The sequence below is a fragment of the Comamonadaceae bacterium OTU4NAUVB1 genome, from assembly GCA_024372625.1.
Lineage (GTDB): Bacteria > Pseudomonadota > Gammaproteobacteria > Burkholderiales > Burkholderiaceae_C > Variovorax.
Map to the genome: position 1 here is coordinate 949,001 of CP099605.1, position 18,669 is coordinate 967,669.

Here is an 18,669-nt window from a genome sequence, read left to right on the forward strand (position 1 = left end):
CGTGGCCGTCCAGCGGATCTCCCACGAGCCGGCCTATGTGCTGCATCGCTACGACTGGAGCGAGTCGAGCCTGATCCTGGAGACCTTCACCCGCCACCATGGGCGCATCGCGCTGGTGGCCAAGGGAGCGAAGCGGCCGAGTTCGAACTTCCGGCCGATCCTGCTGCCGTTGCAACCGCTGCAGGTGAGCTACGGGGGCGACACCGAGATCCGCACGCTCAAGGCGGTCGAGTGGATGGGCGGCCATGTCATGCCCACCGGGGACGCGCTGCTGTCGGGCTACTACGTCAACGAACTGCTGCTGCGGCTGCTGGCGCGCGACGACGCGCACGAGGCCCTGTTCGACGCCTACGCCGGCGTGGTGCAGGTGCTGGCGTCGTCGCACGAGGGCGCTCAGGCGGCCGCGCAGGCCTCGGCCCTGCGCGCCTTCGAACTGCTGCTGCTGCGCGAGACCGGGTTCCTGCCGACGCTCGACGTCCAGACACTCACGCTGGCGCCACTGGCCGTCGACGGCCGCTATGCGCTCGTGCCCGAGGCCGGCGTGCGGGAGGCGGGCGGCGACGAGTCCTCGCTCCCGGGCGCCGACTGGCAGGCCCTGCAGCGCGCACTCGACGACACGGCGCCGTTCACCGCGCTGCTGCGTCGCGTCGCCGAGCTCACGCCCGGCACCAACGCGGCCCTGCGCATGCAGCTGCGCGCACTGCTCAACTACCATTGCGGCGTCAACACGCTGCGCACGCGCCAGATGATGCGCGAGCTGCAAAACCTATGAGCAATTCCTCCGGATCCCGCACCGCCGCGCGCGCCACCGCGCTGTCGGTCAACGTCAACAAGGTCGCCTTGCTGCGCAACACGCGCCACCTCGGCATCCCGAGCGTCGCGCGCGCGGCGCGCCTGTGCCTGGAGGCGGGAGCGCACGGCATCACCGTGCATCCACGCCCCGATGCCCGCCATGTCCGCGCCGGCGATGTGCATGAACTCCATGCCCTGCTGAAGGCCGACTGGCCGCAGGCCGAGTTCAACATCGAGGGCAACCCGTTCCAGAACCTGATGGACTTCGTGCGCGAATTGCGTCCGCACCAGGCGACGTTCGTCCCCGATGGGGAGGACCAGTTCACCAGCGACCATGGCTGGACCTTTCCGCAGGATGCCGAGCGCCTGCGGCCCTTGATCGCCGAAGCGCGCGCGCTGGGCGTGCGCGTGAGTCTGTTCATGGACCCGGACGCCGGTGCGATGGCCGCTGCCCGGGCCGTGGGCGCCGACCGCGTCGAGCTCTACACCGAGGCGTACGCCTCGTCGCGCGGCACGCCCGACGCCGATGCCGTGCTCGCGCGCTATGCCGAGGCGGCGCGCGCCGCCCAGGCCGCGGGCCTGGAGGTCAACGCCGGCCACGATCTGAGCCAGGGCAACCTGGCCGATTTTTTGCGCGGCGTGCCGGGCGTGCGCGAGGTGTCGATCGGCCACGCCTTCGTCGCCGATGCGCTGGAAGCCGGGTATGCCGCCACCACGCGCGCCTACCTGCGGTGCATCGACGCGGCGGCGTGAATCCGTGATCTACGGCATCGGCACCGACATCTGCGACATCCGGCGCATGGCCGCCACCGTCGAGCGCCAGGGCGAACGCTTCGCGCGCCGCGTGCTGGCCGACACCGAATTCGCGGTCTGGCAGGCGCGCGGCACGCGCTGGCCGAAGCGCGGTCTGAGCTACCTGGCGACGCGCTTCTCCGCCAAGGAGGCTTTCAGCAAGGCCATCGGCACCGGCATCCATTCGCCGATGAGCTGGCGGCTGTGCGAGATCGCCAATGAACGCAGCGGCAAGCCGGTGATCGTGCTGCACGGCGCGCTCAAGGACTGGTTCGACGGCGAGCGCCTGGTGGCTCACGTCACCGTGACCGACGAGACCGACTACGCGGCGAGTTTCGTGGTCGTGGAACGCCGGAGCGACGTGCCGTGAGCCGTCGCCCCCCGAGCGCCCCCATCGCCGCGAACCCCGTCGCCGACGGCACTGCGATGCAGCGCCCGCTCGTCATCGACGTCGCCGGCACGGCGCTGACCGCCGCCGACCGCCGTCGGCTCGCGCACCCCGGGGTCGGCGGCGTGATCCACTTCGCGCGCAACTGGCGTGACCGCGCGCAGTTGCGTGCGCTCAACGCGGAGATCAAGGCCATCCGCCCGGACCTCCTCGTCAGTGTCGACCACGAGGGCGGGCGCGTGCAGCGCTTCCGCACCGACGGCTTCACGCGGCTGCCGTCGATGCGCGCCCTGGGGACGCTGTGGATGGAGGATCCGATGCGCGCCGTCGAGGCCGCCACGGCGGCCGGCCACGTGCTGGCCGGCGAACTGCGCGCCTGTGGCGTCGACTTCACCTTCGCGCCGGTGCTCGACCTCGACCATGGCGGCAGCACCGTCATCGGCGACCGCAGCTTCCATCGCGATCCGCGTGTCGTCGCGCTGCTGGCCCAGGCCCTGGTGCACGGGCTGCTGCAGTCGGGCATGGCCAGCTGCGGCAAGCACTTTCCCGGCCACGGCCACGTCGAGGCGGATTCGCACGTCGCGATCCCCGTCGATCGCCGTGGCCTGAAGACGCTGCTGGCCGACGATGCACGGCCCTTCGACTGGCTGGCGGGCACGCTGGCGGCCGTCATGCCGGCGCACGTCATCTATGCCCGCGTGGATGCGCGGCCGGCTGGTTTCTCGTCGCGCTGGCTCCGGGACATCCTGCGTGGCCGCCTCGGCTTCCAGGGGGCCATCTTCAGCGACGACCTCAGCATGGAAGCCGGCCGCTACATCGACGGCGAACTGCTGAGCTACACCGACGCCGCGCTCGCGGCGCTGGGCGCTGGCTGCGACATGGCGCTGCTGTGCAACCAGAGCGTGGGCGAGGGCGCGGCGCTCGACGAACTGCTCGACGGCTTCGACGCCGCTGCCGCGTCCGGTCGCTGGCGCCCCGACGTGGCCGGCGAGGCGCGCCGGCTCGCGCTGCTGCCCAAGGCGTCCGCGCTCGACTGGGACGCGTTGGTGGCATCGCCGGCCTATCGGCGCGCGCAGCACGTGCTGGCGCGGCTGCAGCCGAACTGAAGCCGCGCCGATGGGTCGTTGCGGCCGCCGGCCGCTGCGCGACCTCTCCGGCCCGGCGAGCACCCGGGTCCTCAGACCGACCCGGTGGCGGCGCGCATCGCCTCCGTCGCGAGGATTGCGTCGTCTTCGCCGCCATCCCGGCGGGTCTCCTCGCCCCACAGCCGGGCGCCGCCGGCCTCCAGGTGCGTCAGGTACAGCCGCAGGTCGAACTCGTGCTGGTGGTAGTCGGGCTCCATGTGCGTGCACAGGGCGTAGAAGGCGCGGTCGTGGTCGCGCTCCTTCATGTGCGCGAGTTCGTGCACGACGATCATGCGCAGCCAGGCATCGGGCACGGCCTTGAACAGGCTCGCCACGCGGATCTCGCGCTTGGCCTTGAGCTTGCCGCCCTGGACGCGGGAGATCGTCGTGTGGGTGCCCAGGGCATGGCGCACGACGTGCAGCTTGCTGTCGAAGGCGACCTTCGACAGCGGGTCGGCGTTGCGCAGGAACTCGCCCTTGAGCGCCGTCACGTAGTCGTACAGGGCGCGGTCGGTGCGCACCGCGTGCGCCTCGGGATGGCGCGCGCGCAGGTGGTCGCCCAGCCGCCCCTCGTCGATCATCCGCCGCACCTGCGCCTGCACGCCGACCGGGTAGTGGGCGATGTACTTCATGCGGGGGGTCGTGGCGGCGGTCATGGCGGAGAGCCGGTTCAGGCGACGCTGTCCGTGCTCCGGGGCGCCCCGGCCGCGCGCGCGGTGTAGGCGAGCCCGGCGGCAACGCCGCCGAAGCGGTCGCCCTCGACCAGCTTCACACCCGCGAAGCCGCGCCGCAGCGCCTCCTGGAACGCCCGCAGCGCCGACGAGCCGCCGGTCAGATAGAGCGCGTCGAGGTCGTTGCTGCGCAGGCCCGCCCGCCGCACGCATTCGTGCGCGCTGGCGACCACCTTGGCCAGGGGATCGGCCAGTTCGCGCGCCATGTCGGCCACGCCCAGCGTCACGGCCAGGCCGCGTTCGGCGCACGACAGGTCGATCGCGGTGTCGCCGCCGGAGAGGGAGCCCTCGATCTTGGCCTCCTCGACCGCGCTGGCGATGCGGTGGCCGTGGCGTTCCTCCAGCACCGTCATCAGCCGGTCGTGCAGCCGTGCGTCGGCATAGCTGGTGCGCAGTTCCTTCGCCTGGCGCACCGCCTTGGCCGCGTAGAGCCAATTGATCAGGTGCCACGACGAGAGCTCGAAGAACACCTTGCTGGGCACTTCGCGTCCACGCGCGTCCTTGTGGCGAAAGCCGAACTGCGGCATCACGCGCTCCAGGTTCAGGCGCTGGTCGAAGTCGGTGCCCCCGATGTGCACGCCGCTGGTGGCCAGCACGTCGGCGGTGCGGTCGGGGCGGCCCATGCGCTCGGGGCCCAGACGCACCACGGTGAAGTCGGAGGTGCCGCCGCCGATGTCGACGATCAGCACCAGCGACTCCTTGGTCACGCGCTGCTCGTAGTCGAAGGCCGCGGCGATGGGCTCGAACTGGAAGCGGACGTCGCGGAAACCCGCCGTGCGCGCGGCCTGACGCAGGCTGTCCTCGGCCTGGCGGTCGCGTTTGGCGTCGTCGTCGACGAAATGCACCGGCCGTCCCAGCACGACGCTGGCGGGCCGCTCGCCCAGCGTGCGTTCGGCGCGGTGGCCGAGCTCCAGCAGGAAGCGCGCGACGATGTCCTGGAAGCTCACCAGCCCGTCGTAGACGGCGGTGGTCTCCTGCATCAGCGAACTGCCCAGCAGGCTCTTGAGCGAGCGCATCAGACGCCCTTCGACGCCCGCCAGGTAGAGCGCGACGGCCTCCCGGCCGAAGTGCGTGCTGCGGTCCTCGGCGTTGTAGAACAGGGCCGTGGGCATCGTCGTGGCCGTGCCCTCGAGCGGCAACGCCCGCGCCAGTTCGCCCTCGGGCGCCCAGGCGACGGCGGAATTGGAGGTGCCGAAGTCGATGCCGATCATTGCGCCGCTCAACCCTCGCGACGCAGTGCGGGGAACAGGATCACGTCGCGGATGCTCGGCGAGTCGGTCAGCAGCATCATGAAGCGGTCGATGCCGATGCCGCAGCCGCCGGTGGGCGGCATGCCGTACTCGAGCGCGCGCACGAAGTCGTGGTCGAAGAACATCGCCTCGTCGTCGCCGGAATCCTTGGCCGCGACCTGCGCGTTGAAACGTGCGGCCTGGTCCTCGGCGTCGTTGAGCTCGGAGAAGCCGTTGCCGAACTCGCGCCCGGTGATGTAGAGCTCGAAGCGCTCGGTGACCTCGGGGCGGTCGTCGTTGGCGCGCGCGAGCGGCGAGATCTCGGTCGGGTGTTCCATGATGAAGGTCGGCTGCCAGAGCTTTTCCTCCACGGTCTCCTCGAAGTACATCACCTGCAGGCTCGGCAGGCTGCGCTGCGAGAGGCGGTCCTTCTCCTCGCTCAGGCCGAGCCTGCGCAGGTCGGCGACCAGCCATTCGACGCTGTCCACGCGCGCCGGCGCGTCGGGGCCTTCCGCGACAGGCGCGCCGGCCTCGGTGTACTTCACGATCGCCTCGCGGATCGTCAGGCGCTCGAAGGGCCGGCTCAGGTCGACCTCGCGGCCCTGGTAGACGAGCTGCTCGCCGCCCGTGGTCTTCCGGGCGATCGTGCGGACGATCAGCTCGGTGAAGTCCATCAGGTCCTGGTAGTTCCAGTAGGCCGCGTAGAACTCCATCATCGTGAATTCGGGGTTGTGCCGCACCGAGATGCCTTCGTTGCGGTAGCTCCGGTTGATCTCGAAGACGCGCTCGAAGCCGCCGACGATCAGGCGCTTGAGGTACAGCTCGGGCGCGATGCGCAGGAACATCTCCTGGTCGAGTGCGTTGTGATGCGTCTTGAAGGGCTTGGCGTTGGCGCCGCCCGGGATCGGATGGAGCATCGGCGTCTCGACCTCCAGGAAGTCGTTGGCCACCATGAACTCGCGCAGGGCCGAGACCGCCTTGCTGCGCGCCTTGAAACGCTCGCGCGCCGATTCGTCGGTGATCAGGTCGACATGGCGCTGGCGGTACTTCTGCTCCTGATCGGCCATGCCGTGGAACTTGTCGGGCAGCGGGCGCAGGCTCTTGGTGAGCATGCGGATCGAGGTCACCTTGATCGACAGTTCGCCGGTGCGGGTCTTCATCAGCGTGCCCTCGGCACCGACGATGTCGCCCAGGTCCCAGCGCTTGAAGTCGGCATAGGCGGCCTCGCCGATGGCGTCGCGCGTGACATAGATCTGGATGCGGCCGGTGGCGTCCTGCACGGACGCGAAGCTGGCCTTTCCCATGACGCGCTTGAGCATCATGCGCCCGGCCACGCTGTAGGTGGCGGTGGCGGCCTCGAGCGCCTCGGCGGTGGTCTCGCCGTGGGCCGCCAGCAGCGCGGCGGCGCGGTCGCGCGGCTTGAAGTCGTTGGGAAACGCGACGCCCCGGCCGTCGGCCTGCGCGGCGCGCATCGCCTTGAGCTTCTCGCGCCGCTCGGCGATCAGCTGGTTGTCGTCGACGGCGGGCGTGGGCGCGGCGGCGGACACGGGGGAGGGCGTGGATTCGGTCATTGGAAGGGCCAGGAAGGGGACGGCGCGACGGCCGGCGGGCGCGGCCCCGGGAAGGACCGTGACCGGCTCGGGCGTCGCGCACGAGAGGGAAGCAGGGCGCGCCGGCGTGGCGCGGAACCCTCGATTTTAAGGCGCGCGGTCACCGATGCCGTTGCGCGAGAGCAGGTCGTCCACCAGTTCGAGGCGCATGAGCGGACTGTCGAGCTCCATCAGGCGCTGGCGCGCCTCCGGCTGCATCGGCAGCAGTTCGCTCCACCGGTTGGCCAGCCAGCCGCAGTCGTCGAAACGGTGCGGCTCGGTCATCGGCAGGCGCAGGGCATCGGCGTCGCCGGCCTTGCGCCGTTCCTCCAGCGTGTCGACCAGCCGGCGCAGGGCATCGGCAACGTGACGCAGGTCCTCTGGCACGGCGAGCGCCACGTCGGCCTCCACCGCCTCGGCCTCGGCGGTCCACAGGCCGTGCTTCTGCAAGGCGCTGCTGCGGATGCGGAAACGCTGCGTACCGGTGCACTCGACGCGCATCAGACCGGGCTGCGGGGCGTCGAACTCGCGGATCACGGCCAGCGTGCCGATCGTCGCGAAGCGCTCGGTGCCGGCGCCGGCCACGCGCACTTCGGCGCCCTGCACCAGGCTCACCACACCGAAGGGCGAACCCTGCCGGCGGCAGCGCCCGATCATGTCGAGGTAGCGCACCTCGAAGACCTGCAACGGCAGCAGGCCGTCGGGAAACAGCACGGTGCCCAGCGGGAAGAGGGGCAGGTCGTGCAGGACGGCGGGAAGGGGAAGGGGGGTCATGGGAACACCTCGCTGGCTATCATCGGACTCCATGCTCTACCAGATCACCGCGTTCCTGCTCGATGTCATTGCCGGCCTTCTGGGCGGAGCATGCCTGTTGAGGCTGTACATGCAGTATCACCGCGTACCGTTCGACAATCCGCTCGGTCGTTTCGTGTTCGCGCTGACCGACTGGATCGTCATGCCATTGCGCCGCATCGTGCCCGCGTTTCGGCGCTGGGATCTGGCCAGCCTCGTCGCCGCCTGGCTCGTGATCACGGTCAAGTACGTGCTGCTGTTCCTGCTGGCGGGCCAGACCGCGCGGATGGGACTGCTGCCCGTGCTGTCGCTGATCGGGCTGGTGCAGTTGGCGGTGTCGGGACTCACGATGCTGCTGATCGTGCATGCCGTGCTGTCGTGGGTGCCGGGGGCCTCGCCCGCACTGCGCGACGTCGTCGCGCGCCTGGCCGATCCGCTGGTGGCGCCGTTGCGGCGCTTCATCCCTCTGGTCGGCGGTGTCGACCTGTCGCCGCTGGCCGCCATCGTGCTGCTGCAGGTGGCAGGGATGGTGGTCGGCAGCGTGCTGGGTTCGTTGCTCAGGTGACGGCGTCGGCGGGCTGGCGCAGCAGCATCGCCAGCGTGCTGGCCACGGTCTTGCGCAACTCGCGGCGGTCGCAGATGAAATCGACGGCGCCTTTGGTCTGCAGGAATTCCGAGCGCTGGAAGCCTTCGGGCAGGGTGACCCGAACCGTCGACTCGATCACGCGCGGCCCGGCGAATCCGATCAGCGCCTTGGGCTCGGCGACCACCACGTCGCCCAGGAACGCGAAGCCCGCCGAGACGCCACCCATGGTCGGATCGGTCAGCACGCTGACGTAGGGCAGTCCCTTCTTGGCCAGGTGCGTGAGCGCGGCGTTGGTCTTGGCCATCTGCATGAGCGACAGCAGGCCTTCCTGCATGCGCGCGCCGCCGGTGGCGGTGAAGCACACGAACGGCACCTTCTGCTCGATTGCGGTCTCCACGCCGCGCACGAAGCGCTCGCCGACCACGCTGCCCATGCTGCCGCCCATGAACTCGAACTCGAAGCAGGCGACCACCGCGCTGATGCTGTGGATCGATCCGCCCATCACCACCAGCGCGTCGGTCTCGCCGGTGTGCTCCATCGCCTCCTTCAGGCGCTCGGGATACTTGCGGCTGTCCTTGAACTTGAGCGGGTCGACCGGCAGCACTTCCTGGCCCAGCTCGTAGCGGCCTTCGGGATCGAGGAACTTGTCCAGCCGCGCCCGGGCGCCGATGCGGAAGTGGTGGCTGCAGTTGGGGCAGACGTTCTGGTTGTGCTCCAGGTCGGTCTTGTAGAGCACCGTCTCGCAGCTCGGGCACTTGGTCCACAGGCCGCCGGGCACCTGACGGCGCTCGCTGGGATCGGTCTGCGTGATCTTCGGGGGCAGGAGTTTTTCTAGCCAGCTCATGGGCGGTCCTCGTTGAAGTCGGTGCGGGGGGCGATTATCGGCCGATCGAACGCCTCGCGGATCAGCCGCCGGCCGCGTTCTTGGGCGTGGCGCCCGGCAGGGCGTCGAGGGCCTGGCGGATCTCGCCGAGGAACTCGCGCACCACCGGAACGACGCGCTCGCGCGGCTGGTCGCCGATGAGCTGCAGGATCCGCGTGCCGATCACCACCGCATCGGCGGTCGAGCCCACCGCCTGGGCCGTGCGGGCGTCGCGGATGCCGAAGCCCACGCCCACGGGCACCGTCACGTGCGCGCGGATGCGCGGGATCATGCGGCCGACGGCCTCGGTGTCGAGGTGGCCGGCGCCGGTCACGCCCTTGAGCGAGACGTAGTAGACGTAGCCCGTGGCGATGCGCGCGACCTGCGCCATGCGCGCCTCGGTGCTGGTCGGGGCCAGCAGGAAGATCAGGTCGATGCCCACGGCGCGCAGCTCGGCGGCGAAGACCTCGCACTCCTCCGGCGGGTAGTCGACGATCAGCAGTCCGTCGACGCCGGCGGTGGCCGCGTCGCGCACGAAGCTGCCCTTGCCGTGGACGCCGTCGTAGCGCTCGACCGGGTTGGCGTAGCCCATCAGCACGACCGGCGTGCGGGTGTCGTCGCGGCGGAAGTCCGCCACCATCGCCAGCACCTGGCGCGTGCCGACGCCCTGCGCGAGTGCCGCCTCGCCGGCCTGCTGGATCACCGGGCCGTCGGCCATCGGGTCGGAGAAGGGGACGCCCAGTTCGATGACGTCGGCGCCGGCCGCGACCATGCCGTGCATCAGCTCGGGCGTGACGTCGGGGAACGGGAAGCCCGCCGTCACGTAGGGAATGAGGGCCTTTCGCCCGTCACGCGCCAGCGCCTCGAAGGTCGCGGCGATGCGGCTCATGCCTTGCCTCCCTTCACGCCCAGACCGCGCATCGACGGCCGGTCGTAGAAGTCGACGCCCGACAGATCGGCCACCGTGCCGATGTCCTTGTCGCCGCGACCCGAGAGGTTGACCAGGATCGACTGGTCGGCGCGCATCGTCGGGGCCAGCTTCATGGCGTAGGCCACCGCGTGGGCCGATTCGAGCGCGGGGATGATGCCCTCGGTCCGGCACAGGTAGTGGAAGGCCGCGAGCGCCTCGGCGTCGGTGACGCCGACGTACTCGGCGCGGCCGATGTCGGCCAGGTGCGCGTGCTCGGGGCCGACGCCGGGATAGTCCAGGCCGGCGCTGATGCTGTGCGTCTCGGTGATCTGGCCGTCCTCGGTCTGCAGCAGGTAGGTCCGGTTGCCGTGCAGCACGCCGGGGCTGCCGCGCAGGATCGAGGCCGAGTGCTTGCCGCTGTCCAGGCCTTCACCGGCGGCCTCGACGCCGATCAGGCGCGTCTGCTCGTACGGGATGTAGGGATGGAAGATACCCATCGCGTTGCTGCCCCCGCCCACGCAGGCGACCACCACGTCGGGTTGCCGGTCGGCGCGGTCGGTGACGCCGTCGACCGCCAGCATCGCGGGCATCTGGGCGATGCATTCGGTGCCGATGACGCTCTGGAAGTCGCGCACCATCATCGGATAGGGGTGCGGACCGGCCACGGTGCCGATGATGTAGAAAGTGTTCTCGACGTTGGTGACCCAGTCGCGCATGGCCTCGTTGAGCGCGTCCTTCAGGGTCTTGCTGCCCGACTCGACCGGCACCACCGTCGCGCCCAGCAGGTTCATGCGGTAGACGTTGGGGCTCTGGCGCAGGACGTCCTGGCTGCCCATGTAGACCACGCATTCGAGGCCGTAGCGCGCGCAGATCGTGGCCGTGGCCACCCCGTGCTGGCCGGCGCCGGTCTCGGCGATCACGCGCGGCTTGCCCATGCGCTTGGCGAGCATCGCCTGGCCGATCACGTTGTTGATCTTGTGCGCGCCGGTGTGATTGAGGTCCTCGCGCTTGAGGTAGATCTGCGCGCCGCCCATCTCGTGGCTGGTGCGCGCGGCGTGATAGACCGGCGAGGGCCGCCCCACGAAGTGGGCCAGTTCGTAGTGGAATTCGGCCAGGAACGCCGGATCGTCCTTGTAGCGGGCGTAGGCCTCGCGCAGTTCGGCGATGGCGTGGGTGAGCGTCTCGCTCGCGAAGGTGCCGCCATAGGGGCCGAAATGGCCACTGGCGTCGGGTTGCTGATAGCGGGTGCTGGCGTCCATGGGATGCTTTCTCTGTGTCTCTCGATGGGGAGCGTCGGCGACGGCCCGGATGAGTGGGCGTCGCGCGGCGGGTGGGGTCAGGTCGCGAGGTCGGCGGTGCGCACGGCGGCGATGAAGGCGCCGACCTTGGCGGCGTCCTTGATGCCTTTCATGCCCGGGCCGTCGGCCTCGACGCCGGAGCTGACGTCAACGGCCAGCGACCGGCAACGCGGGCGCAGCGCGGCGATGCCCTCTGCCACGTTTGCAGGTGTGAGTCCACCACTCAAGACGAGGTGAGCGTCGACGGCGGTTGGAAGGAGTGACCAATCGAATGCATTGCCGCCGCCGCCGAAACCCGCGACTTCGGCGTCGAGCAGGATGGCGTGGGCGTGGGAGAAATCGGATGCGTATTTTAGGAGGTCGAAACTTGCCCCTGCCGCCCCCAGAGGAATGCGCGCCGCGCGCAGGAAGCGGTGGGCGCCGTCGCCGCTCGCCTCGACGCACCACGCGGGCGATTCGTCACCGTGGAACTGGGCCATCGCGCCGGGCACCCGCCGCAGGGCGTCGCGCACCCGGGTCGCGTCGTCGTTGACGAACAGCAGCACCGGCGTGACGAAGGGCGGCAGGCGCGCCGCCAACTCGGCCGCCCGCGCGACCGACACGGCGCGCGGACTCGGCGGATAGAGCACGAAGCCGACCGCGTCGGCGCCGGACTCGACGGCCGCGTCGACGTCGGCCTCGCGCGTCAAGCCGCAGATCTTGATGCGCGTGCGGGATGACGCGGACCTCGCGACGGCAGTGGACGGAACGGTTGGAAGGCTCATGCGGACGATGATACGCACGCCCCTCCCGGCACGCCGGCACCCGACTTCAGGCGCCGAGCGTGGCCTCGGCCGGCAGGCCCCAGGCCGCATCGTAGAGCGGGCCGAGGAAATACAGCCCGTCGGCGGAGAAGGTCGGCGCGGCGACCTTGCGGCTGCGCGCGGCCAACACCTCGGCGATCCACTCCGGCGGCGCCTCGCCATGACCCACCCGCAGCAGGCAGCCCATCAGGTTGCGGATCATGTGATGCAGGAAGGCATCGGCCTCGAACTCGAAGCGCCAATGGCAGCGCTCGCCGTCGGCGGACGCGTCACGCCGGAGGATGTCGATGCGCCGCAGGTGCTTGACCGGCGATCGCGCCTGGCAGGCCGAGGCCCGGAACGAACTGAAGTCGTGGGTGCCGATCAAATGGGCGGCGGCCGCACGCATGGCGTCGCCGTCGAGCGCGCGCATCGACCAGCCGACGCGTCCGGCGTCCAGGCTCGGGCGCACCGGGGATTGCGAGAGCTCGTAGCGGTAGCGGCGCGTCAGCGCGCTGGCCCGGCAGTGGAAGGCGTCGGGCACCGGATGCGCCCACTGCAACGCGATGTCCGCCGGCAGGTAGCGGTTGGTGCCACGAACCCAGGAGAACGGCGCGCGCTCGATGTCGGTGTCGAAGTGCGCCACCTGCATGAGCGCGTGCACGCCGGCGTCGGTGCGACCGGCGCACAGCGTCGAGATCGGGGCGTCGGCGAATCGGCCCAAGGCGGCTTCGAGCCGGTCCTGCACGGTCCGTCCCGAGCGCTGACTCTGCCAGCCCTGGTAGGCCTGCCCGTTGTAGCGCACGCCCAGCGCGATCCTCATGTCACTTCCCTGCGACGAAACGGGGCACCCGAGGCGCCATCCCACCTGCGATCACTCGAGCTGGCTCAGCATCCGCCGGGCCTGCTGGCGCAGCTCGCCGGAACTCTCGGATTCGACCTCCTCGATCAGCGACCGCGCGCCTTCGAGGTCGCCCATGGCCTGCAGCTCGCGCGCCAGCGCCAGCTTGATCGCCTGCGGGTCACTGTCGATCTGGCGCTGCGACTCCAGGCTCGCGCGAACCGTGTCGGCCGCTGCCGGCGTGCGCGTCTGGGACAGGTCGCGGACGTCGAAATCGATCAGGCCCGAGTCCGGCGGCAGGTCGGCACGCAAGGTGGCGTACTCGCTCTCGGGCACCTCTGGCAGTGCCTGACGCGGGGGGGGCGTCTCGAGTGCGGCCGGCGTCGTGTCGAAATCCGCCAGATCGATCGTCAGCGGATGGTCCGCACCGCCGTCGAGGGGCGGATGCGGCATGGTGGACAGGAAGGGGTTCTGCGGCCGGTTCGCCTCGGGCGGGTTCTCGAGGGGCATCGAGATCGTCGTGTCCAGGGGCGGTTGCATGGGATCGACGGGCTTGCGAGCGGCTGGCGCAGGGGGCGGGACGGGATCGGGCCGATCGAGGTCCAGATCGAAATCGAGCGGCGCCACGGAAGGCACGAAGGCCGGTGCCTGCGACGTGAAGACCGGGGGCAGCGCCGACACGGGCTCGGGCGTGGAGGGCACGGCCGCGGGCACGGACACGGCCACCGGCACCGACGCGGTCTGCGCGCGGATCGCCTCGGCCGACATGCTCAGGGCTGCGGCCCCCGCCAGGCCACCGGCGCGGCCGTCGGCGTCGTAGGCCGGATTGCCGGGGTCCAGTTCGCGGCCCATCTCCAGCACGCGCGCCCAGTCGCCGCCGGTGCCGCCGGTCAGTGCGTGGACGTCCTGCGCCAGCGTCGCGTAAGCACGGACGTCGCGACGCTTGGCATGGATCTCCAGCAGCTTCAGGTGGATGGCCACGCGTTCCGGTTGCGCCTTCAGGGCCTCGCGCAGGATTTCCTCGGCCTGCAGGTCGCGGCCGTAGGCGAGGTAGACATCGGCCTCCGCGACCGGATCGACATCGGCGGCATCGACGTGGCTGGGCGAATAGGAAAGCGACGATGCCAACGCGCCGCCGCGCTGGCGCGTGTCCACCGATTCGCCGCCGCTCGCGGCGAAGAACGAGTCCTTGGGCACGTTGCTTTCCAGGAAGACGCTGTCGGCCGCATCCCGGCGCCTGCGGCTGTTCAGACGGAACGCCAGCCAGGCGATCAGCAGACCCATCAGGCCGAGGCCGCCGAGCGCCAGCGGGTTGGCCAGGATGGACTCGTACCAGGCCTCTTCGGAACCGGCCGCGGTGGCAGCAGCGGGCACGGACACGCTCGCGGCGGGCGTGGCGGGCGTGGTGGGCGTGCTGGCCGTCGGCGCGGCGGTGCCGTTGCCCGGGCCGGCCGCATCGGCTGCGGCGGGTGCGGCTGCGACGGCGGTCGCGGCGGTACTGCCGGACGCTGGCGTGATCGCCGGCGTACCTGGAGTGGGCGCGCTGGCGACGCCCAGCGGACCTGCGACGCCCGCGGTGGGCGCCCCGGGCGCGGAACCGGCCACGCCACCACCACCGGCGCCCGCCTGCGGCGTCGGGGCATTCGCGGATGCCGGCGCGCTGCCGCCCGGTGCGATGGTCAACCGGTCGGCGGGCGTGTCGGGCGTGCGCGCCTGCACGTCGGACTGCACCCTGCCGGCCGCCTGCCGACCCGGCGGCGCCAGGCCGGAAGCCGGCGCGTTGTCGGCCAGCTGGCGGCGGTAGTCACCGAAGTCGCGACTCTGGGCGATGACGGCGCGCCGTGCGTCCTGCGGCGACAAGGCGCCGGCCTGCGACGCATCGGGCACTTCCATCACGGCACCGGCCCGGACGCGATTGAGGTTGCCTTCCATGAAGGCGTCGGGATTGGCGCGCAGCAGCGCCACGAGCATCTGGTCGAGCGAGATCTCGGCGGGCTTGACGGCGTTGGCGATCCGGCTGGCGGTGTCGCCGGGGCGCACGGTGATCTGGCGACCACCGCCACCGTCGACGCTGCTCCTGGCCGTGGGAGGCACGATGCGTTCCGCCGGTGCCGGCGCCGGCGCCGGTGCTTGCGTGACGCTCGTGGGCCGTTGAGCGGGCACGGCACGTGGCCGATCCGTCGGCGGCGTCGAGGGTCTGGCGCGGTCCTCGCCCGCGACGGACGCCGGACGCGACGCGGGGACCGGCACGGCCGCCACGGCCGGGGGCGGGGCCACCGGGCGGGCGCCCGCCGGATCGATCAGCACGGTGTAGTCGCGGAACACGCGTCCCGAACTGCCGTTGGCTTCGAGCAGCACGTCGATGAAGGGATCGGCCATCTGCCGGCTGCTGGACAGCTGCACGACATAGCGGCCGTTCGGGCGGCGCTGCACGGTCGCCTGCACGTCCGCGAGCGCCGAGTTGTAGGGCACGCCGATGGCACGGAACGCATCGGCCGACGGGATGCGGACCCGCAGGCCGTCGGCCTCGGCGGCCGTGACGTCCGTCAGTTCGACTTCCGCGCGAAGCGGCTCCCCCAGGGACGACAGCACGTTGATCCGACCCAGGGAGAGCGCTGCCGCGTCGATGCCGAACGTGCCGAGGGCCAGTGCGATGCCCGCCGCGACGAGGGACAGGGCGGGGCGGCGGGGGAGGGAAGGCAGGAGGGGAGCGGCGCGTGCCGGAGATCTGTTCATTCGGGGCGGAGCCAAACAGCGTTAAGAATTGTAAGGGGACGTTAACATTATCGTTTCGCACTGACAAGGCGCCGTCCATCACCCCCGCCCGGCAGCGCGCGGCCTGTCGACCGGGCGCCGCGTCGTCGGGAAACTCAGGCTTCCAGCAGGATGCGCAGCATGCGGCGCAGCGGCTCGGCCGCGCCCCACAGCAGCTGGTCGCCGATGGTAAAGGCGCCGACGTAGTCGGGCCCCATGGCCAGCTTGCGGATGCGGCCGACCGGAATGTCCATGGTGCCGGTCACGGCCACCGGGGTGAGCGACCTGACCGTCGCCTCGCGCGTGTTGGGCACGACCTTCGCCCATGGGTTGTCAGCGGCGATCATGGCCTCGATGTCCGCCACGGGCACGTTCTTCTTCAACTTGAAGGTCAGCGCCTGACTGTGGCAGCGCATGGCGCCGACGCGCACGCAGAAGCCGTCGACCGGCGTCGCCGCGGTGCCGAAGCCGGCGCCCTGGCCCAGGATCTTGTTGGTCTCCGCGCCGCCCTTCCACTCTTCCTTGGACGTGCCCCAGCCTTCCTCTTCCTGGCCCTTGCCCAGGCCCAGGTCCTTGTCGATCCAGGGAATCAGCGAGCCGCCCAGGGGGGCGCCGAAGTTCGCGATCTCGCTCGCGCCGAGGTTCTGCTGCTTCTGCAGCACCTTGCGGTCGATCTCCAGGATGGCGGACTTGGGGTCGTCCAGCAATGCGCGCACCTCGGCGTTGAGCGTGCCGAACTGCGTGAGCAGTTCGCGCATGTGCTGCGCGCCGCCGCCCGACGCGGCCTGGTAGGTCATGCTGGTCATCCACTCGACCAGGCCGGCCTTGTACAGCGCGCCGACGCCCATCAGCATGCAGCTGACGGTGCAATTGCCGCCGATCCAGTTCTTGCCGCCCTTGACCAGCGCGTTGCGGATGACGGGCAGGTTGACCGGGTCCAGCACGATGACGGCATCGTCCTGCATGCGCAGGGTGGAGGCGGCGTCGATCCAGTGGCCGGTCCAGCCGGTCGCGCGCAGCTTGGAAAACACGGCGGAGGTGTAGTCGCCGCCCTGCGCCGTGACGACGATCTCGCACTTCTTGAGCGCCTCGATGTCGTGGGCGTCCTGGAGCGTGGTCTCGTTCTTCGCCCAGGCCGGAGCCTTGCCGCCGGCGTTGGAGGTGGAGAAGAAGACCGGCTCGATGAGACCGAAGTCGTCTTCGGCCTGCATGCGGTCCATCAGGACCGAGCCGACCATGCCGCGCCAGCCCACGAGGCCGACCAGAGGTTGAGATGCGTTCGCCATTTCAGTGTGCCCTTTGAGAAAAAGAAGGATGGGTTTCTCTTTGCGCCCGGCTCGTCGGGCCGGGGGGCATGACGAAGCGGGCCGCGGTCAGCCGGTAATCGTCTTTTTGGTGATGGCCGAGGCCGGCGACGAGGACAGCGCGGCCACCACCGCATCGCCCATCTCGCGCGTACCGACGCGCGTCGTGCCCGCCGACCAGATGTCTCCCGTGCGCAATCCCGACGCCAGCACCGCGCTCACCGCCGACTCGATTCGGTCGGCGGCCTCGGGCTGTTGGAGGGAGAAGCGGAGCATCATGGCGGCGGACAGGATTGTAGCCAGCGGATTGGCGATGCCCTTGCCGGCGATGTCCGGCGCGCTGCCGTGGCTGGGCTCGTAGAGGCCCTGGCTGCTGGCGTTGAGCGAGGCCGAGGGCAGCATGCCGATCGAGCCCGTCAGCATCGCTGCGGCGTCCGACAGGATGTCGCCGAACATGTTGCCGGTGACCACGACGTCGAACTTCTTGGGCGCCTTCACCAGCTGCATGGCGGCGTTGTCGACGTACATGTGGTCGAGCTCGACGTCCGGGTAGTCCTTGCCGACCTCGGTGACGACGTCCTTCCAGAACTGGAAGGTCTCCAGCACGTTGGCCTTGTCGACGCTGGTCACGCGCTTGCCGCGCTTGCGTGCCGCATCGAAGGCGACGCGCGCGATGCGCTCGATCTCCGGACGCGAGTAGCGCATCGTGTCGAAGGCCTCCTCGGCGCCGGGGAAGTGCCCGTCGATGGCGGTGCGGCGACCGCGCGGCTGCCCGAAATAGATGTCACCGGTGAGCTCGCGCACGATCAGGATGTCCAGGCCGGCGACCAGTTCGGGCTTCAGGCTGGAAGCGCCGACGAGCTGCTCGTAGCAGATGGCGGGGCGGAAGTTGGCGAACAGTCCGAGGTGCTTGCGCAGGCCCAGGATGGCCTGCTCGGGGCGCAGGGGACGGTCCAGCGTGTCGTATTTCCAGTCGCCGACAGCACCGAAGAGGATGGCGTCGGCGTCCTTGGCCAACTGCAGCGTGGCGTCGGGCAGCGGATGGCCATGGGCGTCGAAGGCAGCGCCGCCGACGAGCGCGGTTTCCATCTCGAACTTCAGGTCGAGCGCGCCGAGCACGCGAACGGCCTCGGCGACGATTTCGGTGCCGATGCCGTCACCTGGGAGAACTGCGATTTTCATGAGTCTTTTCTTTTGTCTTGGAGAGGGGGCGAGGCGGGTGCGCGCATCCGCCTCGGCGGTTCAGACCAGCGCGGTCTTCGCCAGCCAGGGCTTGGTGGCCAGGCGCTCGGTCTCGAAGGCCAGGATCTTGTCCTTCTTCTGCAGCGTGAGCCCGATGTCGTCGAGACCGTTGAGCAGGCAGAACTTGCGGAAGGCCTGCACCTCGAAGGCCAGTTCGGTGCCGTCGGGCTTGACGACGACCTGGCGCTCCAGGTCGATGGTGAGCGCATAGCCGGGAAAGGCGAACACCTCGTCGAACAGCTGCGCGACCTGCGACTCCGGCAGCACGATCGGCAGCAGGCCGTTCTTGAAGCTGTTGTTGAAGAAGATGTCGGCGTAGCTCGGCGCGATGATGGCGCGGAAGCCGAACTGGTCGAGTGCCCACGGCGCGTGCTCGCGCGACGAGCCGCAACCGAAGTTCTTCCGCGCCAGCAGCACGGAGGCGCCGGCGTAGCGCGGCTGGTTGAGGACGAAATCGGGATTGGGCCTGCGCGAGCCCGGGTCCTGTCCCGGTTCGCCGTGGTCGAGGTAGCGCCACTCGTCGAACAGGTTCGGGCCGAAGCCGGTCTTGCGGATCGACTTGAGGAACTGCTTGGGGATGATGGCGTCGGTGTCGACGTTCTCGCGATCCATCGGTGCCGCGAGGCCTTTGTGAACGGTGAATTTCTGCATTT

Annotated in this window: 18 protein-coding genes; 5 read left to right on the plus strand and 13 right to left on the minus strand. The window is 70.3% G+C overall.

What is annotated here, in order from left to right; all coding sequences use genetic code 11:
- Window position 1 precedes the first annotated feature (1 nt).
- Genes recO through nagZ form a run of 4 tightly spaced genes read left to right on the plus strand, consistent with a single transcriptional unit; the run spans window position 2 to window position 3,078 of the window.
- Entirely contained in the window at window positions 2-772 is a 771-nt protein-coding gene (recO, locus tag NF681_07790; protein UST55069.1) for a DNA repair protein RecO, read from the plus strand.
- Window positions 769-1,545, plus strand: coding sequence for a pyridoxine 5'-phosphate synthase (locus tag NF681_07795; protein ID UST55070.1), 777 nt, complete (start codon window positions 769-771; stop codon window positions 1,543-1,545). Before recO ends, NF681_07795 begins: the two co-directional genes overlap by 4 nt.
- Before the next feature lie 4 nt (window positions 1,546-1,549).
- A complete protein-coding gene (acpS, locus tag NF681_07800) occupies window positions 1,550-1,954 on the plus strand; it encodes a holo-ACP synthase (GenBank protein ID UST55071.1) in 405 nt (134 codons plus the stop codon).
- 56 nt (window positions 1,955-2,010) lie between these two features.
- Entirely contained in the window at window positions 2,011-3,078 is a 1,068-nt protein-coding gene (gene nagZ, locus NF681_07805) for a beta-N-acetylhexosaminidase (GenBank protein ID UST55708.1), read from the plus strand.
- Window positions 3,079-3,149: 71 nt separating this feature from the next.
- On the opposite strand, the gene NF681_07810 is transcribed toward nagZ, so the two are convergent.
- The 4 genes from NF681_07810 to NF681_07825 all read right to left on the minus strand — a co-directional run bounded on the left by NF681_07810 (window position 3,150) and on the right by NF681_07825 (window position 7,419).
- The gene (locus NF681_07810; GenBank protein UST55709.1) at window positions 3,150-3,728 is read right to left on the minus strand and encodes a DUF45 domain-containing protein; all 579 of its coding nucleotides are present in this window, start codon (window positions 3,726-3,728) and stop codon (window positions 3,150-3,152) included.
- Window positions 3,729-3,766: 38 nt separating this feature from the next.
- Window positions 3,767-5,038 carry an Hsp70 family protein gene (locus NF681_07815; GenBank protein UST55072.1) on the minus strand — a complete coding sequence of 424 codons (1,272 nt, stop codon included), beginning with the start codon at window positions 5,036-5,038 and terminating at the stop codon, window positions 3,767-3,769.
- Between the two features lie 8 nt (window positions 5,039-5,046).
- Window positions 5,047-6,627: a lysine--tRNA ligase gene (gene lysS, locus NF681_07820; protein ID UST55073.1), complete on the minus strand. Its 1,581-nt coding sequence runs from the start codon at window positions 6,625-6,627 to the stop codon at window positions 5,047-5,049.
- 126 nt (window positions 6,628-6,753) lie between these two features.
- On the minus strand, window positions 6,754-7,419 hold the full coding sequence (locus NF681_07825; GenBank protein UST55074.1) for an LON peptidase substrate-binding domain-containing protein: 666 nt from the start codon (window positions 7,417-7,419) through the stop codon (window positions 6,754-6,756).
- 31 nt (window positions 7,420-7,450) lie between these two features.
- On the opposite strand from NF681_07825, the gene NF681_07830 reads away from it, so the two are divergent.
- On the plus strand, window positions 7,451-8,002 hold the full coding sequence (locus tag NF681_07830) for a YggT family protein (GenBank protein ID UST55075.1): 552 nt from the start codon (window positions 7,451-7,453) through the stop codon (window positions 8,000-8,002).
- Here the strand turns inward: NF681_07830 and accD are convergent.
- From accD to leuD, 9 genes are all read right to left on the minus strand, one after another.
- A complete protein-coding gene (gene accD / locus NF681_07835) occupies window positions 7,995-8,867 on the minus strand; it encodes an acetyl-CoA carboxylase, carboxyltransferase subunit beta (protein ID UST55076.1) in 873 nt (290 codons plus the stop codon). The two genes, NF681_07830 and accD, sit on opposite strands and share 8 nt — an antisense overlap.
- Window positions 8,868-8,928: 61 nt before the next feature.
- On the minus strand, window positions 8,929-9,774 hold the full coding sequence (gene trpA / locus NF681_07840; GenBank protein ID UST55077.1) for a tryptophan synthase subunit alpha: 846 nt from the start codon (window positions 9,772-9,774) through the stop codon (window positions 8,929-8,931).
- Complete coding sequence (gene trpB, locus NF681_07845; GenBank protein ID UST55078.1) at window positions 9,771-11,054, minus strand: tryptophan synthase subunit beta; 1,284 nt, start codon at window positions 11,052-11,054, stop codon at window positions 9,771-9,773. Before trpB ends, trpA begins: the two co-directional genes overlap by 4 nt.
- 77 nt (window positions 11,055-11,131) lie before the next feature.
- Entirely contained in the window at window positions 11,132-11,857 is a 726-nt protein-coding gene (locus NF681_07850) for a phosphoribosylanthranilate isomerase (protein UST55079.1), read from the minus strand.
- Window positions 11,858-11,903: 46 nt separating this feature from the next.
- Window positions 11,904-12,698: a tRNA pseudouridine(38-40) synthase TruA gene (gene truA / locus NF681_07855; protein UST55080.1), complete on the minus strand. Its 795-nt coding sequence runs from the start codon at window positions 12,696-12,698 to the stop codon at window positions 11,904-11,906.
- 51 nt (window positions 12,699-12,749) lie between these two features.
- Window positions 12,750-15,452 carry a hypothetical protein gene (locus NF681_07860; GenBank protein ID UST55081.1) on the minus strand — a complete coding sequence of 901 codons (2,703 nt, stop codon included), beginning with the start codon at window positions 15,450-15,452 and terminating at the stop codon, window positions 12,750-12,752.
- A gap of 134 nt (window positions 15,453-15,586) precedes the next feature.
- A complete protein-coding gene (gene asd / locus NF681_07865) occupies window positions 15,587-16,756 on the minus strand; it encodes an aspartate-semialdehyde dehydrogenase (protein UST55082.1) in 1,170 nt (389 codons plus the stop codon).
- Between the two features lie 87 nt (window positions 16,757-16,843).
- Entirely contained in the window at window positions 16,844-17,956 is a 1,113-nt protein-coding gene (gene leuB / locus NF681_07870; protein UST55083.1) for a 3-isopropylmalate dehydrogenase, read from the minus strand.
- 60 nt (window positions 17,957-18,016) lie between these two features.
- Entirely contained in the window at window positions 18,017-18,667 is a 651-nt protein-coding gene (leuD, locus tag NF681_07875; protein UST55084.1) for a 3-isopropylmalate dehydratase small subunit, read from the minus strand.
- Window positions 18,668-18,669 lie beyond the last annotated feature (2 nt).